Here is an 18,990-nt window from a genome sequence, read left to right as displayed (position 1 = left end):
CTACGCTTCATTCGTCCGTCTCCTTGTCGAACGCCGGACTCTACTTATCGCTGGAGGAAATCTAGGGGCTCAGACCAGAGATTTGGGGGTGTATCCCCTTTACATACGTAACGGATTGTGGCATATAATGGGGTATGACGAAGCCACTCACTACCGCGCAGTTCTTCCGCCAGTTTCCTGACGATGAAACCTGCCTCCAGCACTTGTTCGACGTTCGGTTCGGCCAAGGCTTCGAGTGCCCGTCCTGCGACCGCGCCAGCAACTGGTATCGCATCAAGGCCGAGCGCGCCTATTCCTGCCAGTGGTGCGGTCACCACCTACACCCGACCGTAGGCACCCCGTTCGAAAAGACCCGCACGCCGCTGCAACTGTGGTTCTATGCCATCCACCTGTTCACGGTCACTCGCCACGGCGTATCGGGCAAGGAATTGCAACGCCAGCTAGGCGTCACCTACAAGACCGCTTGGCGCATGGCGAAACTCATTCGCGAGCACATGGCGGACGTGGATGGCGACAAGCCGATTGGCGGCAACGGAACCAATGTCGAGATCGACGAAACCCTTATGGGCGGCGTGAAGCGCGGAAAGCATAACCGTGGCAGCGCCGCCAAGACGGTCGTAGTGGGCGCTCTGGAACGCGGTGGCGACATTGTGGCCCAAGTAGTCCCGAACCAGCGCCGCTCGACCCTAGAGCCGTTTGTGACCGCCAACGTCCGTATCGGCGGCAACGTCCACACCGACGAACTACGCTCCTATGCTCGCCTTTCGGATGCTGGCTATCGCCACGCTCGCGTGAACCACGGTGCAGAGGAATATGCCTATTACGATTATCGCCTTGCCGAGACGGTCACGGTCAACGGTATCGAGAATTTCTGGCGGCACCTGAAATGCTCAATCAATGGCACTCACACGAGCGTCAGCGCGAAGCATCTGAACTCCTACGTCAAGGAATTCGAGTATCGCTTCAATCGTCGCAATCGTCCGGAGACGATGCTTCCGGAGCTTCTTTCGACTTTCCGGCCATTGAACGCAGTGTAGCTTCGAAGGCCTTGCGGTCGCCAATCTCGCTTTCATGTTCGGCGATGAACTGGTCGAGCTTATTGCCCTCTATGGCTTCTCGTAGGGTAATCACCGCGCGCCTCCCGCAGAAAACAACGCCGTAGCGATATCTAGGATTTGGACGCCAAACGCGAAGATCGCCAGAACAAAGCCTGCGATAGCGATACCTGTTCCGATGACGTAGGCCTTCGTACCTGCCGCTGCCGCTTTTGCGTCTGCTACATCAGTCTTTAGCCCACCAAGCGTGTCGTTGATGTGAGCCACGTTAACACCGAGCGTCTTCAACTCTCCCAGCAGTTGGGCAAACTTGGTTTCAGTTCGTGCTTCTACGGCATCGAGCTTCGCGTTCAGCAAGCGCTCGTCCACATGATCATTGGACGAGGTAGCCCGAGTTTGCTTCGGCTGCTCAATCGGAGGCGACTGCGTGGCCATTGGATTACCCCCCATATAGGGCGACATTGAAGAAAATGTAACCGCGGCCGCAGGGATTGCCCAGCCAAAATAAGACCCAGTGCTTCTACTGGCTTCAGTCATTGGGCTCGCTAGGAAGCAGCTGGTTCAAGATATCGCGAAACTCCACCGCGACGCTTGTCGGCATGACGACGCTGGATACATTTTTCATAACCTGCTCAAAGCCAGTCTCGCCGCCGCCCATAACCCCTTGCTCGCGGAAAACGAACAGAGTGTATTCGGGCGTGGGGAACACCTGAACCCCATTTACCCACTTTCTGTCGGTATCGAGGCCAATCGCAAAGCTATTGCCACGCTTTTGTAGCTCTTCTTGTATATCGGGTCTGTCAGCCATTGAACCTCCACGCTGGAGGCGCTGGATATGCTGCGACACGCAGTGAGTCAAAAGGATACGTCGCCATACCTATGCGAGGAGGATACACCCCGAGATTTGTTATAACCTCAATGAAACTTCCTATATACCAAAGTTTGATGAGTACGATTTAGACGATAGGGCTCAAGTCGTCGCAATATTGCTTGGTAAACCACTTGAAGAAGTTCTGACTTTCGACGCAGAGGCTATTGAAGCACATTTCACTCGCCTGATTGGTCAAGAGGTACACGATTTGGAGAAAGACGTCGGAAGTCCGTCTTAACACAATCGACCCCTCTCACCCCTCCCGCAAAATCGTCTCCATCGCTTTGCCGCGGGCGAGTTCGTCCACCAGCTTGTCGAGATAGCGGATTTCGCGCATCGTTTCCTCCTCGACATCCTCCACCCGCACGCCGCAGACCACGCCCGTAATCCGACTGCGATCGGGGTTCATCCGGGGGGCTTCGGCAAAGAAGGTTTCGAAACTGGTGCCGTCGGCGATGACCGCCTCCAGACTGGCCTCGCTATGGCCGGTCAGCCAGCAGATGATGCGGTCGACCTCGTCCTTGGTGCGGCCCTTCTTTTCCGCCTTGGCGATATAGGCCGGATAGACCTTGCCGAACGCCATCGTGTAAATCCGGTGCTTCATGGCGGCACTCTCCCCTTCAATTCCAGGGACAGTAAGCCCATCCGCGCGTCACCACTTGCCGCCCGCTTCCTCGATCGCCTTGAGCAGCGCTCGCTTGCTGGCGGTTCGCTGCTCACCGGAATTGCGGGGCGGGTCGGGCAGGCCGAGTTCGACCTTGCGCGCGGCGATGCGGCGGCCGAATTCGGCCATATCCACGCGCCGGCCGGTCCAGACGTCAGTCGTTTTCGATGATGTCGATGCCATAATCGCCGCCGGTTTCTTCCTCGATACGCCGTGCAAGATAGTCTTTATCGAGCGAAGGTTGAAGCCTGAACAGCGCTCTGGCCTGTTCGAGCCGATCTGGCGCGGTGCCCGATGCATATTGGCTCAGCCGGTCGGCGATCAGATCCTCGACCGAAATTATCACGAAGGCGCCCTCGCCGGTATTTTCGACAAGAACCAGTGTCGCCGGATCGAACGCCCCGTCCATCGGCGTTTCGGCAACCACTTCGAAGCCAAGCTTTAGTTCGGGATGCACCCAGCCCTTCGTCATCTGCCCCACGCCCGATGGCTTGGCGAAGCCGACCCGTTCCATCTCCTCCTCCAGTTCGGATTGGCGGAAAGTGCACAAGTCGAAATCTCCTGTGCTTATCGTGCTTTGCGAATAGAATTCGGCTGCCGCACCGCCGACGAGAATGGGGCGGCGCAGGCCGCGCGCAGCCATCGCCTCGCTCACTTGCGCGAACAACCTGAGCGCCGCCTCGAATTCGGGGCGGTAGGCGCTCACTCCGCTGCTTCCTTCGTTTTGCGCCCCGAGGCGCCCGTTGGCGCGGGTTGGGCGCGCTCCAGCATCGGGCGCAGGTATTGGCCGGTGTAGGAGCCTTCGACCGCGGCCACGTCTTCCGGCGTGCCCTGCGCGACGACCTCCCCGCCGCGCACGCCGCCGCCGGGGCCGAGATCGAGGATATGGTCGGCGGTCTTGATCACATCCAGATTGTGTTCGATCACCACCACGCTGTTGCCCTGGTCCACCAGCCGGTGGAGCACTTCGAGGAGCTTGCGGACATCCTCGAAATGGAGGCCGGTGGTGGGCTCGTCGAGGATGTAGAGCGTCTGCCCGGTGCTGCGCTTGCTGAGTTCCTTGGCGAGCTTCACCCGCTGCGCCTCTCCGCCCGACAGCGTGGTCGCCTGCTGGCCGACCTTGACGTAGCCGAGGCCGACCTCGTTCAGCATGTGCATCTTGTCGCGGATGGGGGGGACGGCCTTGAAGAATTCCTCCGCATCCTCGACCGTCATGTCCAGCACGTCGGCGATGGAGTGGCCCTTGAACTTCACCTCCAGCGTTTCGCGATTGTAACGCTTGCCGCCGCATTCCTCGCAGGTGACGTAGACGTCGGGCAGGAAGTGCATCTCGATCTTGATCAGCCCGTCGCCCTGGCACGCCTCGCACCGGCCGCCCTTGACGTTGAAGCTGAACCGCCCGGGCTTGTAGCCGCGCGCCTGCGATTCCGGCAGACCGGCGAACCAGTCGCGGATCTGGGTGAAGGCGCCGGTATAGGTCGCCGGGTTGGAGCGCGGGGTGCGGCCGATGGGCGACTGGTCGATCTCGATCACCTTGTCGCAATATTCGAGGCCGGTGACCTTGTCGTGCGCGCCGGCGACCACGCGTGCGCCGTTCAATGTGCGCGCGGCGGCGGCGTAGAGCGTGTCGATAGTGAAGGAGGACTTGCCCGAGCCGGAGACGCCGGTGACGCAGGTAAAGGTGCCCAGCGGGAGGGAGGCGGTGACGTCGCGCAGATTGTTGGCGCGGGCGCCGTGGACGGTGAGCTTGTGGCCGTTGCCCTTGCGGCGGGTGGCGGGGACGGCGATTTCGCGGCGGCCGGTGAGGTAATCGGCGGTGAGCGATTTCTTCGACTTGAGCACCTGCTTCAGCGTGCCCTCCGCCACCACCTCGCCCCCATGCACGCCCGCGCCCGGGCCGAGATCGACCACATGATCGGCGGCGCGGATCGCATCCTCGTCATGCTCGACCACGATGACGGTGTTGCCGAGATCGCGCAGCCGCTTGAGCGTTTCCAGCAGCCGGTCGTTATCGCGCTGGTGGAGGCCGATGCTGGGCTCGTCGAGCACATAGAGCACGCCGCTGAGACCGGAGCCGATCTGGCTGGCGAGGCGGATGCGCTGGCTCTCCCCGCCTGAGAGCGTACCTGAAGTTCGATCGAGGTTGAGGTAATCCAGACCCACATTGTCGAGGAAGCCCAGCCGCTCGTTGATTTCCTTGAGGATGGCCTTCGCGATCTGCTGCTGCGTGTCATTGAGCTGGTCGGGCAGCGCGAGGAACCACGCCTTGGCATCGGCGACGCTCATCTTGGTGGGGGTGGCGATATCGGTGGCGTTGTCGCCCTGGCCGATCTTCACCGCCAGCGCCTTCTCGTTCAGCCGCTTGCCGCCGCAGGTTTCGCAGGGCTGGCTGGTCTGGAACTTGCTCAGCTCCTCGCGCATCCACGCGCTTTCGGTCTGGAGCATGCGGCGGTTGAGATTGCCGATCACCCCTTCGAACGGCTTCTTGACCGTGTATTCCTTGCGCCCGTCCTTGAAAGTGAGCGGGATGGCGCGGCCTTTGGTGCCGTGGAGGATGATGTCGCGGATCTCGGCATCGAACTCCTCCCACGGCGTGTCGAGGCTGAACTCGTATTCGCGCGCGAGGCTGGCGAGCACCTGCATGTAATAGGGCGATGGCGGGTTGGACTTGGCCCAGGGGACCACCGCGCCCTTCTTGAGGCTGAGCGCTTCGTTAGGGACGACCAGCTGCGGATCGAACAGCAGCTTCTCGCCGATCCCGTCGCAGGTCGGGCAGGCCCCCTGCGGCGCGTTGAAGGAGAACAGGCGCGGCTCGATCTCTTCGATGGTGAAGCCGGAAACGGGGCAGGAGAAGCGTTCGGAAAAGACGATGCGGTTGGCCGGGATGCCCGCCCCCTTCATCCCGGAGGTTTTGCCAGGGCCTTCGACAGGCTCGGGCTGAGCGGGACTAGTGTCGACATCCGCTCGTCCTGAGCCTGTCGAAGGACCGGCATCCAGCGCCGCGACGGTCGTATCCGCCAGATCGACATAGGCGAGCCCGTCCGCCAGCTTCAGCGCCTGTTCGAAACTGTCGGCCAACCGCGTCTGGATACCGTCCTTCACCGCCAGCCGGTCGACCACGACCTCGATATCGTGCTTGAATTTCTTGTCGAGCGCGGGCGCTTCCTCGATCGGGTAGAGCTCGCCATCGATCCGCACGCGGGTGAAGCCGGCCTTCTGCCACTCGGCCAGTTCCTTGCGGTATTCGCCCTTGCGCCCGCGCACCACCGGCGCGAGCAGATAGAGCCGCGTGCCCTCTGACAGCGCCATCACCCGATCGACCATATTGGAAACGGTCTGCGCCTCGATCGGCAGGCCGGTAGCGGGCGAATACGGCACCCCCACCCGCGCCCATAGAAGGCGCATATAGTCGTAAATCTCGGTCACCGTCGCCACGGTCGAGCGCGGGTTGCGGCTGGTGGTCTTCTGCTCGATCGAGATCGCGGGAGACAAACCGTCGATATGCTCGACATCGGGCTTCTGCATCATCTCGAGGAACTGCCGCGCATAGGCGCTCAGCGATTCCACATACCGCCGCTGCCCCTCGGCATAGATGGTATCGAAGGCAAGGCTCGACTTTCCGGAACCCGACAGCCCCGTAATCACGATCAGGCTGTCGCGCGGCAGGTCGATATCGACGCCCTTGAGATTGTGCTCCCGCGCGCCGCGGACGGATATCTTGGTGAGTGCCATGGAAAAGCGTGTTCCTGAATTGTTCGCTTCGGTCAAGCGTCGAGAGATCGGCTGTGCCCAATGTGGTCGCCATCCTGTCCGGTTCAACTCCAGTCAGCGAACGGTTACGCCTAGGTTATCATCCGGAGATTGACAGTATTTGTGGAATTTCAAATCTATTCGTCAAGGCATATTCGGTAAATATCCAATTGCTCCGGAACACTCTCTATATTTTTGATATAACCAATTACTTTAACTTCATTTCTCAGCCCTATTCATCCCACGTCTACTAGAGGGAAAAATGAATAGGAGCGTTACGATGATTAATCGGAATAACTTCGTCGCTATTATGACTACAACGGCATTGATTGGTGCTGGGGTCGCAATTCCCTCGACGCCCGCACATGCACAAGCCCTTCAACCCGTCGTCGACGTATGTACGGGCATTACTTTGCCGCGATCTGCGGTAACCGAGATAATCGGCGCGGTGAACGAGCCGATCGTCACTCCACTTGAAAACACGTTGAATGCGTTGACCTCGCTCTCGGTGATATTGCCGCCCCTGGCGATCATCCCCGATTTCGACATCGATCTTTCGACCATTCTGGCCGACGCCGCCGCCGGTGCGCCGATAAGCCTCCAGATACTCGACACGGACGGCAATGTCGTCGGGGCTTCCGACGACTGCAACATCCGGGCAGACAACATCACTCTGGATACGGAAGGCGGCATCGAAATCGGCGGCAACCGCATCTCCGGTCTCGGCGCGAACGGACAGGAAGCCACAGCCGGCGAAGCCGATGCCATCGCGTTCGGCAATAATGCCAGCACGGCAATAGGCGCAACCGGCGCGATCGCGCTGGGCACCAATGCCTCCGCCACAGCCGCGAACAGCGTGGCGCTGGGCGCAGGGTCTGTCGCGGATCGCGTAAACAGCGTGTCGGTCGGCGCAGTCGGTGCCGAGCGTCAGATCACCAATGTGCTCGCGGGTACGGCGGATACGGACGCGGCCACGGTCGGCCAGGTCAACGCCTCGATCGCTGCGGCGACGGCCAACGGGGTCGTTTACGACAGCGCGGCCCAAACCTCGATCACCCTGGGCGGTGCGGGCGGCACCACGATCGCCAATGTTGCAGCGGGCACGCTAAGCTCCACCTCGACCGAGGCAGTGAACGGGTCGCAGCTCTTCGCCACCAACCAGACGGTGGCGGCCTTGGGCAGCAGGGTCGATCAGAACGAGGTCGACATCGCCCAGAACCGGGCCGATATCAACGATATCCAGAACAATATCGGCCAGATCCAGGTGACTGTCGGCGAATTCGACGGCCGGATTACCCAGAACGAGACCGACATCGCCAATATCGACGGCCGGGTTACGGTCAACGAAACCGATATTGCCAATCTCGACGGTCGTGTGACCGTAAACGAAGGCGATATCGCCAACCTCGATAGCCGGGTGACGGTGAACCAGACCAACATTGCGCAGGTGCAGGCGCAGGTCGACAATATCCCGGTAGGCTATGTGTCGGATGCCGATGGGTCGACGCCCAGCACCACGCCGACCAACACCGCAGCGTTTGGAGGTGCGGCCGCCGGCGGCGTCCGGGTCACCAATGTCGCGGCGGCAACGCTTTCCGCCGGATCGACCGACGTCGTGAACGGATCTCAACTGTTCGCGACGAACCAGGCGGTTCAGCAGAACACTGACGACATCCAGACGATCAACAACAATCTGGCGGGCAGCACAGTGGTCGCGGTCCAGTATTCGGACCCCGACAATCCCACGGTCAGCAATGGCGGGACGATCACCAACGACGTCACGCTGATCGGCAGGGATGCGGCGGCTCCGGTCGCCCTGCACAATATCGCCGACGCGACCGCCGCAACCGATGCGGTCAATCTGCGCCAGATGGAGGCCGGTCTGGCCAACGTGCTGGCCGATTCGATGGGCTATACCGACATGCGGATCGCGCAGATCGGCTTCGATCTCGCCGAACTGCGCGACGATGCCTTCTCCGGAACCGCTTCGGCGATGGCGCTGGCGTCTATCCCACAGGCGGTAGAACAAGGCAAAATGATGATCGGCGGCGGTGTGGGCCACTATCGCGGCGAAACCTCCTTCGGTTTCGGCATGTCGTCGACCTTCGCTGACGGTCAGGCCGTGCTGAAAGTCAGCGGGACGATCGGTGCGAACGGCAAAGGCGGCGTAGCGGCCGGGGCCGGGTTCGCTTTCTGAGCGCAGCGCTGTCACCCGAACTTCTCCGGCGGCGTGATCCTGGCCGCGTCGCTGGAAACCGAGGGGACGGACGAGGATCGATATCGCAACGTCGATCCGAACGATAGCGTGAACGGGATGCGGGTGTCGGGAACTCCGACGCCCGCGTCTTTGGCGTGAGCCCGCCGAAAGCCCGGCTTCCAAATATGAAGATCGTGGGCGTTTTCGTTAACGATTGGCGGTTACCTCACCAGACGCAGTCGCAATAGGGATTCGGAAACGCCAGCGGTGCGCATCGACCAGGAAGCTGACGGCGAGCTTGCCGGCGCGATCACGCGCATCCCGGTCGATTCTTACGAAATCGACCGCGAGGCGGTTATCGCCATGCTCGAACGGGAGCGGCGGTCCTTTACTGCGAGCCTTATCGCGCTGAGCATGATGGCCCTGGCCGTGGCCATGCTGCCGGACGCGATATTGATGGCTCCGTTGCTCGGGCTGCGTTTTGCATCCTTCCTGTTCACGCGCGCCGCCGCCGCCCGGCTGGAGCAGCACGTGCGCGCCCGCCTGCCCTACAAGATCTCGCGCCGGGTGCTGTTCTGCAGCATGTCGCTGACAGGCGTGACGCTGGCATTGTTGCTATGGCCGCAACCCACGGGCGCCTCCCTGGTCGCGGTTGCCTTGCTGCAGGTGGTGGTAGTGGTGGTGGTCACGCTGATCTCGGTCACGCTGGCCGCCCTTCCCGCGTCCCGCGATGGCATGCTGATCAGCTTCTGGGCGACGGCCTGCGCGCTTGTCCTGTTCCACCCCGCCAGCGCCGATCCTGCCATGGTCGCCGTCGTGACCATGGCCGTCGCGGGCATCCGCATCTACAGCTCCAGCACCGGCCAGCACATCCGCAGTTCGGCGCGGACGCTGGTCGAGAACCGCCGGCTGTCGGAAGACCTGGCGGATGCGCTGGCGCATGCCGAGTTCCTCAGCTGGCGCGATCCGCTGACCGGCCTGTTCAACCGCCGCATGCTGTTCGAGGAGACGCGGATGGAAAACAGCGCGCACTCGCGGCATCTGCTGACCATCGACCTCGACCGGTTCAAGACGATCAACGATACGTTCGGGCATGGCGTGGGCGACCGGGTGTTGATCGCCACCGCCGATGCGATCCGGGAATGGTGCGCGGCATTGGGAGGTGCAGGTTCGCACATCGCCTATCGGCTGGGCGGCGAGGAGTTCCTGGTCATCGCCAGAGGTCTCGACGATGCGGAGATTGCCGAGGCTGCGGAAGATCTGCGGGCACTGATCGCCGGGCTCCAGGATCGATTTACCGAGCAGCCGGGGATCCGCATCTCCGCCTCGATCGGATTTTCCGCCTGGCTCTTCGGGGAAGTGCTCGACGATGCGCTGATACGCGCGGATATCGCCTGTTACGAGGCGAAAAAGACCGGTCGCAACAGGGTTCGCCGCGCCGCCTGAAGCGGGCCGGGCGGGTCCGTGTGTCGACGCAGGACATGTTGCATCGCCACGTCCTTTGCGTGACAAGCGCCCGTCATGCCCCATCGCCTGTTCGTAGGTATTCGTCCGCCAGGTGACATTCGCGACGCGCTGATCGACCTTATGGAGGGTATCGATCTGGCGCGCTGGCAGGATGACGACCAGCTGCACCTGACGCTTCGCTATGTCGGCGAGGTGGACACGCATCTTGCCGAAGATCTGGCCGGGCGACTGCGGGAGGTCGACATGCCGCCCTTCGATCTGACCATCGCGGGAACCGGCACCTTCGCAAAGAAGGGTCGCCCTCACACACTTTGGGCGGGGATCGAGCCATCCGACGGCCTGCGCCGGCTCCAGCGGCGGATCGAACGGATCTGCATCTCCGCCGGGCTGGAACCGGAGCATCGCAAGTATCACCCGCATATCACGCTTGCGCGGATCAACCGGTCGACCGGCGCGCTCGCCCCGTTTTTCGCGGCGACCGCCTCCCTGCGGCTCGGCCCCTGGCGGGCCGAATCGTACATCCTGTTCGAAAGCACGCTGGGTCGGCATGGGTCGGTGTACGACCCGATAGTGCGCTACCCGATCGAAACGGGGCCATGACGCCGGTCGGGCAGGCAGGAACTACCAGCGACCCGTCCCGTTCGACAAACGTAGCAGGAAGCCCGACTGGCGACGTGCGCGCGCTTGCGCAAGCGCAGGAAGCAGGCCAAGCACACGGCTTTCATTCGCATTCCCGCGCCCGACGTCCGTCTGGCGCGCAATCATGAGGGGAAATTCATGAAGGCCCAGATCCTGGCCACTGTCGCAGCGTCCGCACTTCTCGGCGCCTGCGCCACCACTCCCGGCGGAGAAATCGAAACCATGGCCGAAGCCAGCACGCCAGCCTCGCCGATACCCGAAGGTACGGGATATTTCGCGTCCGACAGTACCCTGCCCTTCCACGCGCCCGACTTCACCAAGATTTCGGAAGACGATTACGTGCCTGCCTTCGAGCAGGGCATGAATATCCAGCGGGCAGAGGTGCAGGCGATCATCGACAATCCGGCTGCGCCGACTTTAGAGAACACGATTGTCGCACTCGAAAAGTCGGGCCAGATGCTTGGCCGCGTGGCGACCGTCTTCTTCGCATTGACCGGTTCGAACACCACCGACCGGCTCGACGACATCAACACCGAAATCAGTCCCAAGCTGACCGCGCATGGCGATGCGATTTCGCTCAATCCCGAACTCTTCGCGCGCGTCAAAGCCGTTTACGACAAGCGTGCCACCATGCGCATGACCGCGGAAGATGCGAAGCTGCTGGATGAAACCTACGAAGGCATGGTCCATGCCGGCGCATTGTTGAACGATGCCCAGCGCGAGCGGGTGAAGGCGATCAATACCGAACTGTCGAGCGTGACCACCGAATTCGGCCAGCGCGCACGCAATGCCATGGCGGAACAACCGGTATTCTTCGACAATCGCGCCGAACTGGCCGGCCTGTCGGAAGCCGATATCAAGGCCGCCGCCGATCTCGCCACCGAAAAGGGCCAGCCGGGCAAGTTCGCCATTGCCCTGCAGAACACGACGCAGCAACCGCTTCTGCCGGCCATGGAAAACCGCGCTGCGCGCGAGAAACTGTTCAAGGCGAGTTATCACCGGGCAGATGGCACCACCGCGATCGATACGCGCGATCTGGTGGCGAAGATCGCGACGCTGCGTGCCGAAAAAGCCGCTCTGTTCGGCGAGCCCGACTGGGCCAGCTATACGATGTACGATCGCATGGTGGAATCGCCGCAGGCCGCGCTGGATTTCATGGGCCAGATGGTCCCTGCCCTCGCTGCGACGCAGCAGCGCGAAGCCGGCGTGCTCAACGAGAAAATCCGTGCGGAAGGCGGCAATTTCGACGTCCAGCCGTGGGATTGGTACCGCTTCGCCAACATGGTCAAGGCCGAGCGTTACGAGGTCGATGACGACGAGGTGATGCAGTATTTCCAGCTCGACAAGGTGCTGGAAGACGGCGTCTTCTTCATGGCCAACAAGCTCTACGGCCTGAGTTTCGAGCGCCGCACCGACCTGCCGGTCTACCACCCCGACGTGTGGGTCTACACCGTGCGCGACGCGGACGGTTCGGACCTTGGCATATTCTATTTCGACCCGTTCCAGCGCCCGTCCAAGCGCGGCGGCGCATGGATGAGCAATTTCGTCGACCAGAGCTATCTGTGGGACAAGAAGCCGGCCATCTACAACGTGCTGAACATCCCGAAGGCACCGGCGGGCGAACCGCAACTGGTGAGCTTCGACTGGGTCAACACGACGTTCCACGAATTCGGCCATGCGCTGCACGGCTTCTTTGCCGATCAGAAATATCCCAGCCTGTCGGGCACTGCGACGGCCCGCGATTTCGTCGAGTACCCGAGCCAAGTCCATGAAATGTGGATGACATATCCCGAAGTGCTGCAGAACTACGCCAAACATTATCGGACGGGTGAAACGATCCCGGCCGAGCTGGTCGAGAAGATCGAGGCAGCATCGAAGTTCAACCAGGGTTACGATTTCGGCGAGGTCGTCGAAGCCGCATTGCTCGATATGAAATGGCATGCGTTGTCCGCGGAACAGGCCGCGGCGATCGACACGCCGCAGGAAGTCTCCGACTATCAGGCGCGCGCACTGTCCGACCTCGGTCTCGAAGTGGCGCTGGTGCCACCGCGCTACCGGACGAGCTATTTCAACCACATCTTCTCTTCGCCGTCGGGCTACAGCGCGGGCTATTACAGCTATCTGTGGACGCAGATGCTGGATCATGACAGCCGCAACTGGTTCCGCCAGAATGGCGGCCTGACGCGGGCCAATGGCGATCACTATCGCAAGACCGTGCTCAGCCGCGGGGGCACCATGGATTACGGCGAGATGTATCGCAATTTCGCCGGACGAGACCCCAATGTCCGCTACATGCTCGAAGCGCTCGGCCTTGTCGCAGGCGAGGGAGCAGCGGATGGCGAGGCATCCGATGGCGCCGTGCCGGCCCAGACCGCGGAGTAATCAGCCGCCGACCAAGGCCCGGTGGCCCGGTTCGCCGATCCACCGTACCGGCACTTTCCAGACGCGCTCGATCACCTGCGGGTCGAGCGCGTTTTCGCATGCGCCGTCGGCGGCCAGCTTTCCGCCGTCGAGCACGATCACACGGTCGGCGTGATTCATCGCATGCGCCAGATCGTGCAGGACGAGCACGATACCCGCACCCTTGTCGGCCGCTCGGCGGAGATGGCGCAGCAGGGCCAGCTGGTGGGCGATATCGAGCGCGGCCAGCGGCTCGTCGGCGAGAATCCAGCGCGGTTCGCCCGCCAGCACCCGCGCCAGCAACACACGGGCCGTCTCGCCGCCCGAGAGCGACTGTGCGCGGCGCTGGGCGAGATGCGCGATATCGAGCGCATCGAGGGCGGCATCGACCGGTCCCGCCAGACTGTCGCCATGCGGCATGCGACCGAGTTCGACCAGGCTGCGCACGGGCACATCCCAAGCGATTTCATGCGCTTGCGGAAGATAGCCGAGTAGTTGCGCGCGCTCCCGCGGTGCCATGATTTGCACGCTGATCCCGTCCAACGCAACGGTCCCCTCGACCGGAGCGAGCAAGCCCGCCAGCGCTTCGAGCAGGGTAGATTTGCCGGCCCCGTTCGGCCCGCAGATCGCCGTAATCGAACCCGGTTCGAGTTGCAGCGAAACCTCCGAAAGGCGTTTCGCTATCGTCAACCCGTGCGCCGCCAGCTTCATGCCAGCCCCCTGCGCATGCGGAGCAGCAGCCAGAGGAAGAACGGCGCACCGAGCAGGCTGAGCGCAATGCCCAGCCGCAATTCGGTGACCAGTGGCAATATCCGCACCACGCTATCCGCGACGAGCACCAGCAGCGCACCGGCCAATGCGCTCGGCACGACCAATTGCGACGGGCGGCTATCGGTCAGTGGGCGCACCAGATGCGGGACGATCAGGCCGACGAAGCCGATAATCCCCGCCACCGCCACACTGGCGCCCACCGTCAGACCTATTCCCACGATAAGGAGCCAGAGCAGCCGCTGCGGATCGATACCCAGCGAACGGGCTACCGGCTCTCCCAAGGTGAGCGCGTCGAGCGATCTTCCGCTGCGCCAGAGCAGGATCACGCCGAGCCCGACCAATGGGGCCGCCAGCCAGACTTCGCGCCAGCTCCGGTCGGTCAGCGCGCCGTTGAGCCACATGACGATCTCGCTCATCGCGAAGGCGTTGGGTGCCATGCTGATCGCCAGCGCGGTCAGCGCACCGGCCAGGCTGGCCACCATCAGCCCGGCAAGCGTAAACAGCGCTATCCCGCCGGTCCGCCCGGCGATCGCCGCCAGCAATGCCATCGCCCCGCCCGCGCCGATCAGCGCGAATGCGGGCAGCAACCAAGGCGATGCGGCATAGCCGAACCACAGTGCTGCGACCGCGCCCAATGCCGCCCCGGGAGCGATCCCGAACAGGCCCGGATCGGCGAGTGGATTGCGCAGATAACCCTGCATCGCGGCACCGCCCGCGCCCAGCCCCGCACCGATCACGATGGCCAGCAGTGCGCGCGGGAGACGTAGTTCGGCAAGGATCAGCGAAGCGTTGGGCGTGCTCGCAGGATCGAGCCAGACCCGCCCCGCCAGCAGCGAGAGCGGCAATGCCACGAGGAGCAAGCCGCCGAAGACGAGTACGGCACGGTTCACGACACGGCCCGCCTGATGTCTGCCAGCCGCTCGGCAGCGCGGATGATCGTCGGCCCGCCGCAATAGAGGAGGCTGGTGTCGAAACGTTCGCGCCGCATGTCCGGCAGGCGGTCCAGCACGCGGTGCTGCTGGCCGATCTCGCCGCCAGCAACCAGCAGGACCTGCGGCGGCGCGGCGATCACATCTTCCAGCGCCACATAATCGGCCTGGGAGAGACCGCGCGCCGGGGCGGCATTGGCAAAACCGGTTCGGGCCAGCAGGTCGCTGACCAGCGATTGTTCGCCCGCAACGATCCCGCCGGGTTGCCAGAGCAGGACCTCGACCGGCCGATTGTCGGGCGGCCTTGCATCGGCAAGCGCACGATCGATCCTTTCGACCAGCCGCTCGCCCGCCTCCGGATTGCCGACCAGCAAAGCCAGATCGCGGATCTGCTCTTCGCTCGCCGCGACGTCGCCGGCGATGCCGAACGTCACCACCTCGATACCCAGATCCTCGAGCGCCGTGCGAGTTGCCGGAGCGATGAAGCTGCCCGCCACGACCACATCCGGGTCGAGCGCCAGCACCTCCTCCACCGTTCCGCCTGTCGCGGCGTATCGGGCCGCCATGTCCTCATCCATGGAACTGGACCGCGGGTCCTTGCTGTAATGCGATATCGCCAGCAATTGCCCGGGCGCCGCCACCTCGGCAAGGATCGCATCCGTGCAGGGATTCAGGCTGACGATAGTCGGCCACGCTCCGGCGGCCGGCGCATCGGCCCCGCTGCCCGCACACGCGGCGAGAAGCAGGACCGATGCGGCGATCAGCGGTTTCACATCTTCGCCCGGATCCCGCCGAACACGCTGCGCCCGGCGGTGCCGTAGCCCGCGACCGTCTGGTAATCGGCGTCGAACACGTTTTCGACCCGGCCGAACAGCTCCAGATTCTTCCCCACGCCGAAAGATGCGCGAACATCGAACAGCTCGTATCCTTCCAGGCGCGTGGTGTTCGTGGCATTGTCCCAGCTCGGGCCGACGATGCGCAGATCGGCACCGAGGCCGAGGCCGAAATCGCTCACCCAGTCGGCATAGACCGTGCCGAAATGGTTGGGTCGCCGGGCGAGATCGAGGCCGGTCGTGCGATCCTCGGCATCGACATAGGAGTAGATGCCCGAGAGACGCAGGCCACGCGCGAGGTCGAAGCCGGCCTCTGCCTCGATGCCCTGTGCGCGCGCTTCATCGGTGTTGAGATAGACACCCGACGGCCGTTCTGCGGTTACGCCGAAGCCGATCAGATTGTCGCTGTCGCGGCGAAATCCCGTGAGAGCCAGATGCAGTCCGGAACCGCGCTGACCCTTTTCCACGCCGAGATCGAAGCTGGTGCTTTCTTCGGGCTCTAGGTCGGTATTCCCGAAAAAGGACAGCAGCTGGAACAGGGTCGGCGCCTTGAAGCCTTCGCCCACGCTGGCGCGCACGCGCCAGTCACCGACGATGCCATAGCTTACGTCGCCACCGAAACTGACCTGAGTGCCGAACTGTTCGTGATCGTCCACGCGCGCGCCGGCATGTGCAGCCAGCCGGCCCATGACCCAGCCAAGCTGGGCATAGGCGCCGCTGATCTCGGTTTCGGCAGCGGTATCGAAACTGGTTTCGAATTCGGTCCATTCGTGGTCGCCACCGAAAGCCAGCGACAGCCCGCCGAGCAGGCGATACTCGCCGCGCAGCGAAATCCGCTCGGATCGACCGTCGCTGGCGAAGGTCTCCACGCCCGTACCGTCGCGATTGCTGCGTTCCGTATCCGACAGGCTATAGGCAGCGCGCAGCGTGAGGTCGTTGCCGTAATAGGCGAGACCGACATCGCCCCAATAGCGCGTGGTCTTCTGCGTATCTTCGTTGTCGATCAACAGGAAGCTGTCGATATCGACATCGCCTTCGGTGAAATTGCCGTGCGCGAAGAGTTCGAGAGTAGGCGTCAGGTTGACGAAGGCGCTGGTGCCGAGCGCGAATTGCTGCGAACCGTCGGCTTCGGTGCCTGCTGCGGCAGCCGAGAAACCGTCAGTGTCGTACCAAGACCCCGTCAGGCCGATGAAGGCATCGTCATTGCCCGCCCCGGCGGCGGCGCTGGCGAACAGCGTATCGCGGGCACCGTATTCGACGCTAGCGATCAGGCCGCGTTCGGTACGGGTCGACACGTCGAGCACGCCGCCCACGGCTTCGGAGCCCCAGATGGTGCTGTTCGAGCCGCGCAGAACGTCGATCTTGCCCGCCGTGCCCAGCAGGAGATTGCCGAAATCGAACCCGCCCGACGGGCTGGCCTGGTCGGCCACGCGCACGCCGTCGACCAGCACCAGAAGCTGATCCGGATTGGCACCGCGGACATTCACGCTCGTCACCGTGCCCACGCCGCCGCTGCGCGATAGCGACAGACCGGGAACGCGTGACAGTGCGCGCGCCGGATCGGCGCCCTGAATGCTCTCGATTTCCTCGCGGCCGATGACCGTAACCGACTGGCCGGTATTGCGCAGATCGGTACCAAGGCCGTTCGCGGTCACCGTTATGACGGCGTCGGTCGGCTGGTAACCATGATGCCCCGGCGCCGTGGCCAGCCGATCGGCGACCTCGGTGTCCTCGTCCTGCGCCGCGATGATCTCTTCGAGCGCCTGCTCGCTCGCGCTCTGCGCATAGGCCGCGCCCGGAATGGACGAAACCGTAATCAGAAACAGATATTTGTACACGTAACCTCCTGTCATGAACGAAATGCCGCCCATGACGGGAGGGAGCGTGAATGCTCCATCCACGTTTGCCACCGGTGCACCCCGCCCCGCAGCCGAACGACGGTCACAGGCAGGTCTCCTGGCTCCCGGATCGCCGGCCCTTGCCCCGCCTTCCCGCTTGCGCAGTGGCTTGTGGAGCGGACCTCCCCGGTCACAGTTGCGGGGGCAGCGAGGGGTTTGCACCCTCTTCCCTCTTCGGGCCTGCGCGAACAGGCCAACCCGTGACACGCGGCGCCGATTACCGCGCAATGTTGTATTGCACAAGACGCAGCTTCGTTAAGTTTTGCGGTAGTAGTGAGGGGTGCGCTTCACGTCCCGCCGCGGGATGCGATTCGCGCATGCCTGTCGGATCGCGCGGGGTTCGGCTATGGTCGGCAAATGGAAGGACGCAGGTTGAACGAGTTCGAAGCCATGGTCGGCAGAACGCCGCGTGCATCGCACGGTGCGCCGCCGCGCGCCGGCAGCCGTGACGCCGAGCGTCGCGACGCGCGCCGTCGCAACCGCCAGCAGATCGCGCGACGCGGGGCGATCCTCGCGGCCACGATCGCCGTGCCGACAGTCGCTGCACAGGGGCAATGGCCCGACCTCAGAATAGCTATGGGTATCGGCGAGGAACGCCTTGCCCTCGAACCCATGCCGTTCGAGACGGCCGGCGAAAGCTTCCCCGGTTCCGCGTTCTATTATCTCGAGGATGCACCGCGCCTTGCCACCGATCTGACCGATCTGCGCCGAAGCGAAGGCACGCTGGAAACGGTGGAGTTCGCCGAAAGCCACGGCGCCGGGGCGGCTGCCCAGGCGTTCCGGCAGGCGGGCAACGGTCTCGACAAGGCGCGTGCGCTGCAATGCCTGTCGATGGCGGTCTATTACGAAGCGGCCAGCGAAAGCCTGTCCGGCCAGCAGGCCGTGGCGCAGGTCGTCCTGAATCGGGTCGCCCACCCGGCCTATCCGGCCAGCATTTGCGGGGTGGTGTTCCAGGGTTCGGAACGCAAGACCGGATGCCAGTTCAGCTTCACCTGCGACGGATCTCTCGCGCGGACGCCTTCGCGCAGGGGCTGGGCGGTCGCCCAATCGGTCGCCTTGGGGGCGTTGGCGGGCGAGGTCTATCGGCCCATCGGGCTCGCGACGCATTATCACACCAATTACGTGAACCCCTATTGGGCGGCGAGCCTCGACTTTATCGGTGCGGTCGGCGCACACCGTTTCTATCGCTGGAAAGGCGGAGCAGGGACACCCGGCGCATTTACCGACAATTATGCAGGCAGCGAACCTCTCGCCGCGCCGAACGTGCGCCGCGCGGAGGCCGAAGTGCCCGGCCCGGTACAACCCGCCCCGCCATCGAATGCGGCGATCGGCATCACCGCAGCGCCCGACGCACCCGTCGGCGCGGCGGCGCCCGCGCCTGCGGCCGCCAAGGACAAGCTCCCGCAATCGGGCAGGGTCAGGGATGAATACGCCAATTCCGGCCGGTGGATAAAGGAGCCGGGCAAGGACTGAGCCTTCCGGCCGGACCTCGGGTGCAAAACTTTACGACTCCACA

The 18,990-nt window shown here is 63.3% G+C and carries 16 protein-coding genes and 1 riboswitch; of the genes, 6 read left to right on the top strand and 10 right to left on the bottom strand.

All coding sequences use genetic code 11. The features are described from left to right. Positions 1 to 134: 134 nt before the first annotated feature. The gene (locus K3174_RS09240; protein ID WP_221557955.1) at positions 135 to 1,037 is read left to right on the top strand and encodes an IS1595 family transposase; all 903 of its coding nucleotides are present in this window, start codon (positions 135 to 137) and stop codon (positions 1,035 to 1,037) included. A gap of 90 nt (positions 1,038 to 1,127) precedes the next feature. On the opposite strand, the gene K3174_RS09235 is transcribed toward K3174_RS09240, so the two are convergent. From K3174_RS09235 to uvrA, 6 genes are all read right to left on the bottom strand, one after another. Beyond that, positions 1,128 to 1,517: a hypothetical protein gene (locus K3174_RS09235; protein ID WP_221557954.1), complete on the bottom strand. Its 390-nt coding sequence runs from the start codon at positions 1,515 to 1,517 to the stop codon at positions 1,128 to 1,130. A 67-nt stretch (positions 1,518 to 1,584) separates the two neighbouring features. Next, positions 1,585 to 1,863, bottom strand: a complete 279-nt coding sequence (locus K3174_RS09230) for a hypothetical protein (protein ID WP_221557953.1) — start codon at positions 1,861 to 1,863, stop codon at positions 1,585 to 1,587. Positions 1,864 to 2,179: 316 nt separating this feature from the next. Next, entirely contained in the window at positions 2,180 to 2,530 is a 351-nt protein-coding gene (locus K3174_RS09225; protein WP_221557952.1) for a DUF2200 domain-containing protein, read from the bottom strand. 48 nt (positions 2,531 to 2,578) lie between these two features. Further along, positions 2,579 to 2,719 (bottom strand): hypothetical protein, encoded by a 141-nt coding sequence (locus tag K3174_RS09220; RefSeq protein WP_221557951.1) that lies wholly within the window; start codon positions 2,717 to 2,719, stop codon positions 2,579 to 2,581. 25 nt (positions 2,720 to 2,744) lie between these two features. After that, on the bottom strand, positions 2,745 to 3,296 hold the full coding sequence (locus tag K3174_RS09215) for a hypothetical protein (RefSeq protein ID WP_221557950.1): 552 nt from the start codon (positions 3,294 to 3,296) through the stop codon (positions 2,745 to 2,747). Next, a complete protein-coding gene (uvrA, locus tag K3174_RS09210) occupies positions 3,293 to 6,322 on the bottom strand; it encodes an excinuclease ABC subunit UvrA (protein ID WP_221557949.1) in 3,030 nt (1,009 codons plus the stop codon). The genes K3174_RS09215 and uvrA overlap by 4 nt, the downstream gene beginning before the upstream one ends. A 328-nt stretch (positions 6,323 to 6,650) precedes the next feature. On the opposite strand from uvrA, the gene K3174_RS09205 reads away from it, so the two are divergent. From K3174_RS09205 to K3174_RS09190, 4 genes are all read left to right on the top strand, one after another. Continuing rightward, entirely contained in the window at positions 6,651 to 8,537 is a 1,887-nt protein-coding gene (locus K3174_RS09205; protein ID WP_221557948.1) for a YadA-like family protein, read from the top strand. Positions 8,538 to 8,804: 267 nt separating this feature from the next. Further along, positions 8,805 to 9,983 carry a GGDEF domain-containing protein gene (locus K3174_RS17105; RefSeq protein WP_221557947.1) on the top strand — a complete coding sequence of 393 codons (1,179 nt, stop codon included), beginning with the start codon at positions 8,805 to 8,807 and terminating at the stop codon, positions 9,981 to 9,983. A gap of 75 nt (positions 9,984 to 10,058) precedes the next feature. Further along, a complete protein-coding gene (gene thpR, locus K3174_RS09195; RefSeq protein WP_221557946.1) occupies positions 10,059 to 10,604 on the top strand; it encodes an RNA 2',3'-cyclic phosphodiesterase in 546 nt (181 codons plus the stop codon). A gap of 261 nt (positions 10,605 to 10,865) precedes the next feature. Beyond that, a complete protein-coding gene (locus K3174_RS09190; protein ID WP_425594431.1) occupies positions 10,866 to 13,025 on the top strand; it encodes a M3 family metallopeptidase in 2,160 nt (719 codons plus the stop codon). Here the strand turns inward: K3174_RS09190 and K3174_RS09185 are convergent, their stop codons facing one another. From K3174_RS09185 to K3174_RS09170, 4 genes are read right to left on the bottom strand one after another with little or no spacing between them, the layout of a single operon-like run. Continuing rightward, positions 13,026 to 13,754 carry an ABC transporter ATP-binding protein gene (locus K3174_RS09185; RefSeq protein WP_221557944.1) on the bottom strand — a complete coding sequence of 243 codons (729 nt, stop codon included), beginning with the start codon at positions 13,752 to 13,754 and terminating at the stop codon, positions 13,026 to 13,028. Then, the gene (locus K3174_RS09180; protein ID WP_221557943.1) at positions 13,751 to 14,704 is read right to left on the bottom strand and encodes a FecCD family ABC transporter permease; all 954 of its coding nucleotides are present in this window, start codon (positions 14,702 to 14,704) and stop codon (positions 13,751 to 13,753) included. The genes K3174_RS09185 and K3174_RS09180 overlap by 4 nt, the downstream gene beginning before the upstream one ends. Then, positions 14,701 to 15,516: an ABC transporter substrate-binding protein gene (locus K3174_RS09175; RefSeq protein ID WP_345719616.1), complete on the bottom strand. Its 816-nt coding sequence runs from the start codon at positions 15,514 to 15,516 to the stop codon at positions 14,701 to 14,703. Before K3174_RS09175 ends, K3174_RS09180 begins: the two co-directional genes overlap by 4 nt. Next, positions 15,513 to 17,414, bottom strand: a complete 1,902-nt coding sequence (locus K3174_RS09170) for a TonB-dependent receptor plug domain-containing protein (RefSeq protein WP_345719615.1) — start codon at positions 17,412 to 17,414, stop codon at positions 15,513 to 15,515. Before K3174_RS09170 ends, K3174_RS09175 begins: the two co-directional genes overlap by 4 nt. A 91-nt stretch (positions 17,415 to 17,505) precedes the next feature. Then, positions 17,506 to 17,691, bottom strand: a riboswitch (cobalamin riboswitch). Positions 17,692 to 17,846: 155 nt separating this feature from the next. Here K3174_RS09170 and K3174_RS09165 point away from each other — a divergent pair. Beyond that, positions 17,847 to 18,947: a cell wall hydrolase gene (locus K3174_RS09165; protein WP_247712023.1), complete on the top strand. Its 1,101-nt coding sequence runs from the start codon at positions 17,847 to 17,849 to the stop codon at positions 18,945 to 18,947. Positions 18,948 to 18,990 lie beyond the last annotated feature (43 nt).

The organism is Qipengyuania qiaonensis (assembly GCF_019711515.1).
GTDB classification, from domain to species: domain Bacteria; phylum Pseudomonadota; class Alphaproteobacteria; order Sphingomonadales; family Sphingomonadaceae; genus Qipengyuania; species Qipengyuania qiaonensis.
This window is presented reverse-complemented; position numbering and strand designations above follow the sequence as displayed.

What these genes read in the sequence shown, in the direction of transcription:
- K3174_RS09240 (WP_221557955.1), top strand. Translation starts at nt 135, where the DNA reads ATGACGAAGCCACTCACTACCGCGCAGTTCTTCCGCCAGTTTCCTGAC.
- K3174_RS09235 (WP_221557954.1), bottom strand. Translation starts at nt 1,517, where the DNA reads ATGTCGCCCTATATGGGGGGTAATCCAATGGCCACGCAGTCGCCTCCG.
- K3174_RS09230 (WP_221557953.1), bottom strand. Translation starts at nt 1,863, where the DNA reads ATGGCTGACAGACCCGATATACAAGAAGAGCTACAAAAGCGTGGCAAT.
- K3174_RS09225 (WP_221557952.1), bottom strand. Translation starts at nt 2,530, where the DNA reads ATGAAGCACCGGATTTACACGATGGCGTTCGGCAAGGTCTATCCGGCC.
- K3174_RS09220 (WP_221557951.1), bottom strand. Translation starts at nt 2,719, where the DNA reads ATGGCCGAATTCGGCCGCCGCATCGCCGCGCGCAAGGTCGAACTCGGC.
- uvrA (WP_221557949.1), bottom strand. Translation starts at nt 6,322, where the DNA reads ATGGCACTCACCAAGATATCCGTCCGCGGCGCGCGGGAGCACAATCTC.
- K3174_RS09205 (WP_221557948.1), top strand. Translation starts at nt 6,651, where the DNA reads ATGACTACAACGGCATTGATTGGTGCTGGGGTCGCAATTCCCTCGACG.
- thpR (WP_221557946.1), top strand. Translation starts at nt 10,059, where the DNA reads ATGCCCCATCGCCTGTTCGTAGGTATTCGTCCGCCAGGTGACATTCGC.
- K3174_RS09190 (WP_425594431.1), top strand. Translation starts at nt 10,866, where the DNA reads ATGGCCGAAGCCAGCACGCCAGCCTCGCCGATACCCGAAGGTACGGGA.
- K3174_RS09185 (WP_221557944.1), bottom strand. Translation starts at nt 13,754, where the DNA reads ATGAAGCTGGCGGCGCACGGGTTGACGATAGCGAAACGCCTTTCGGAG.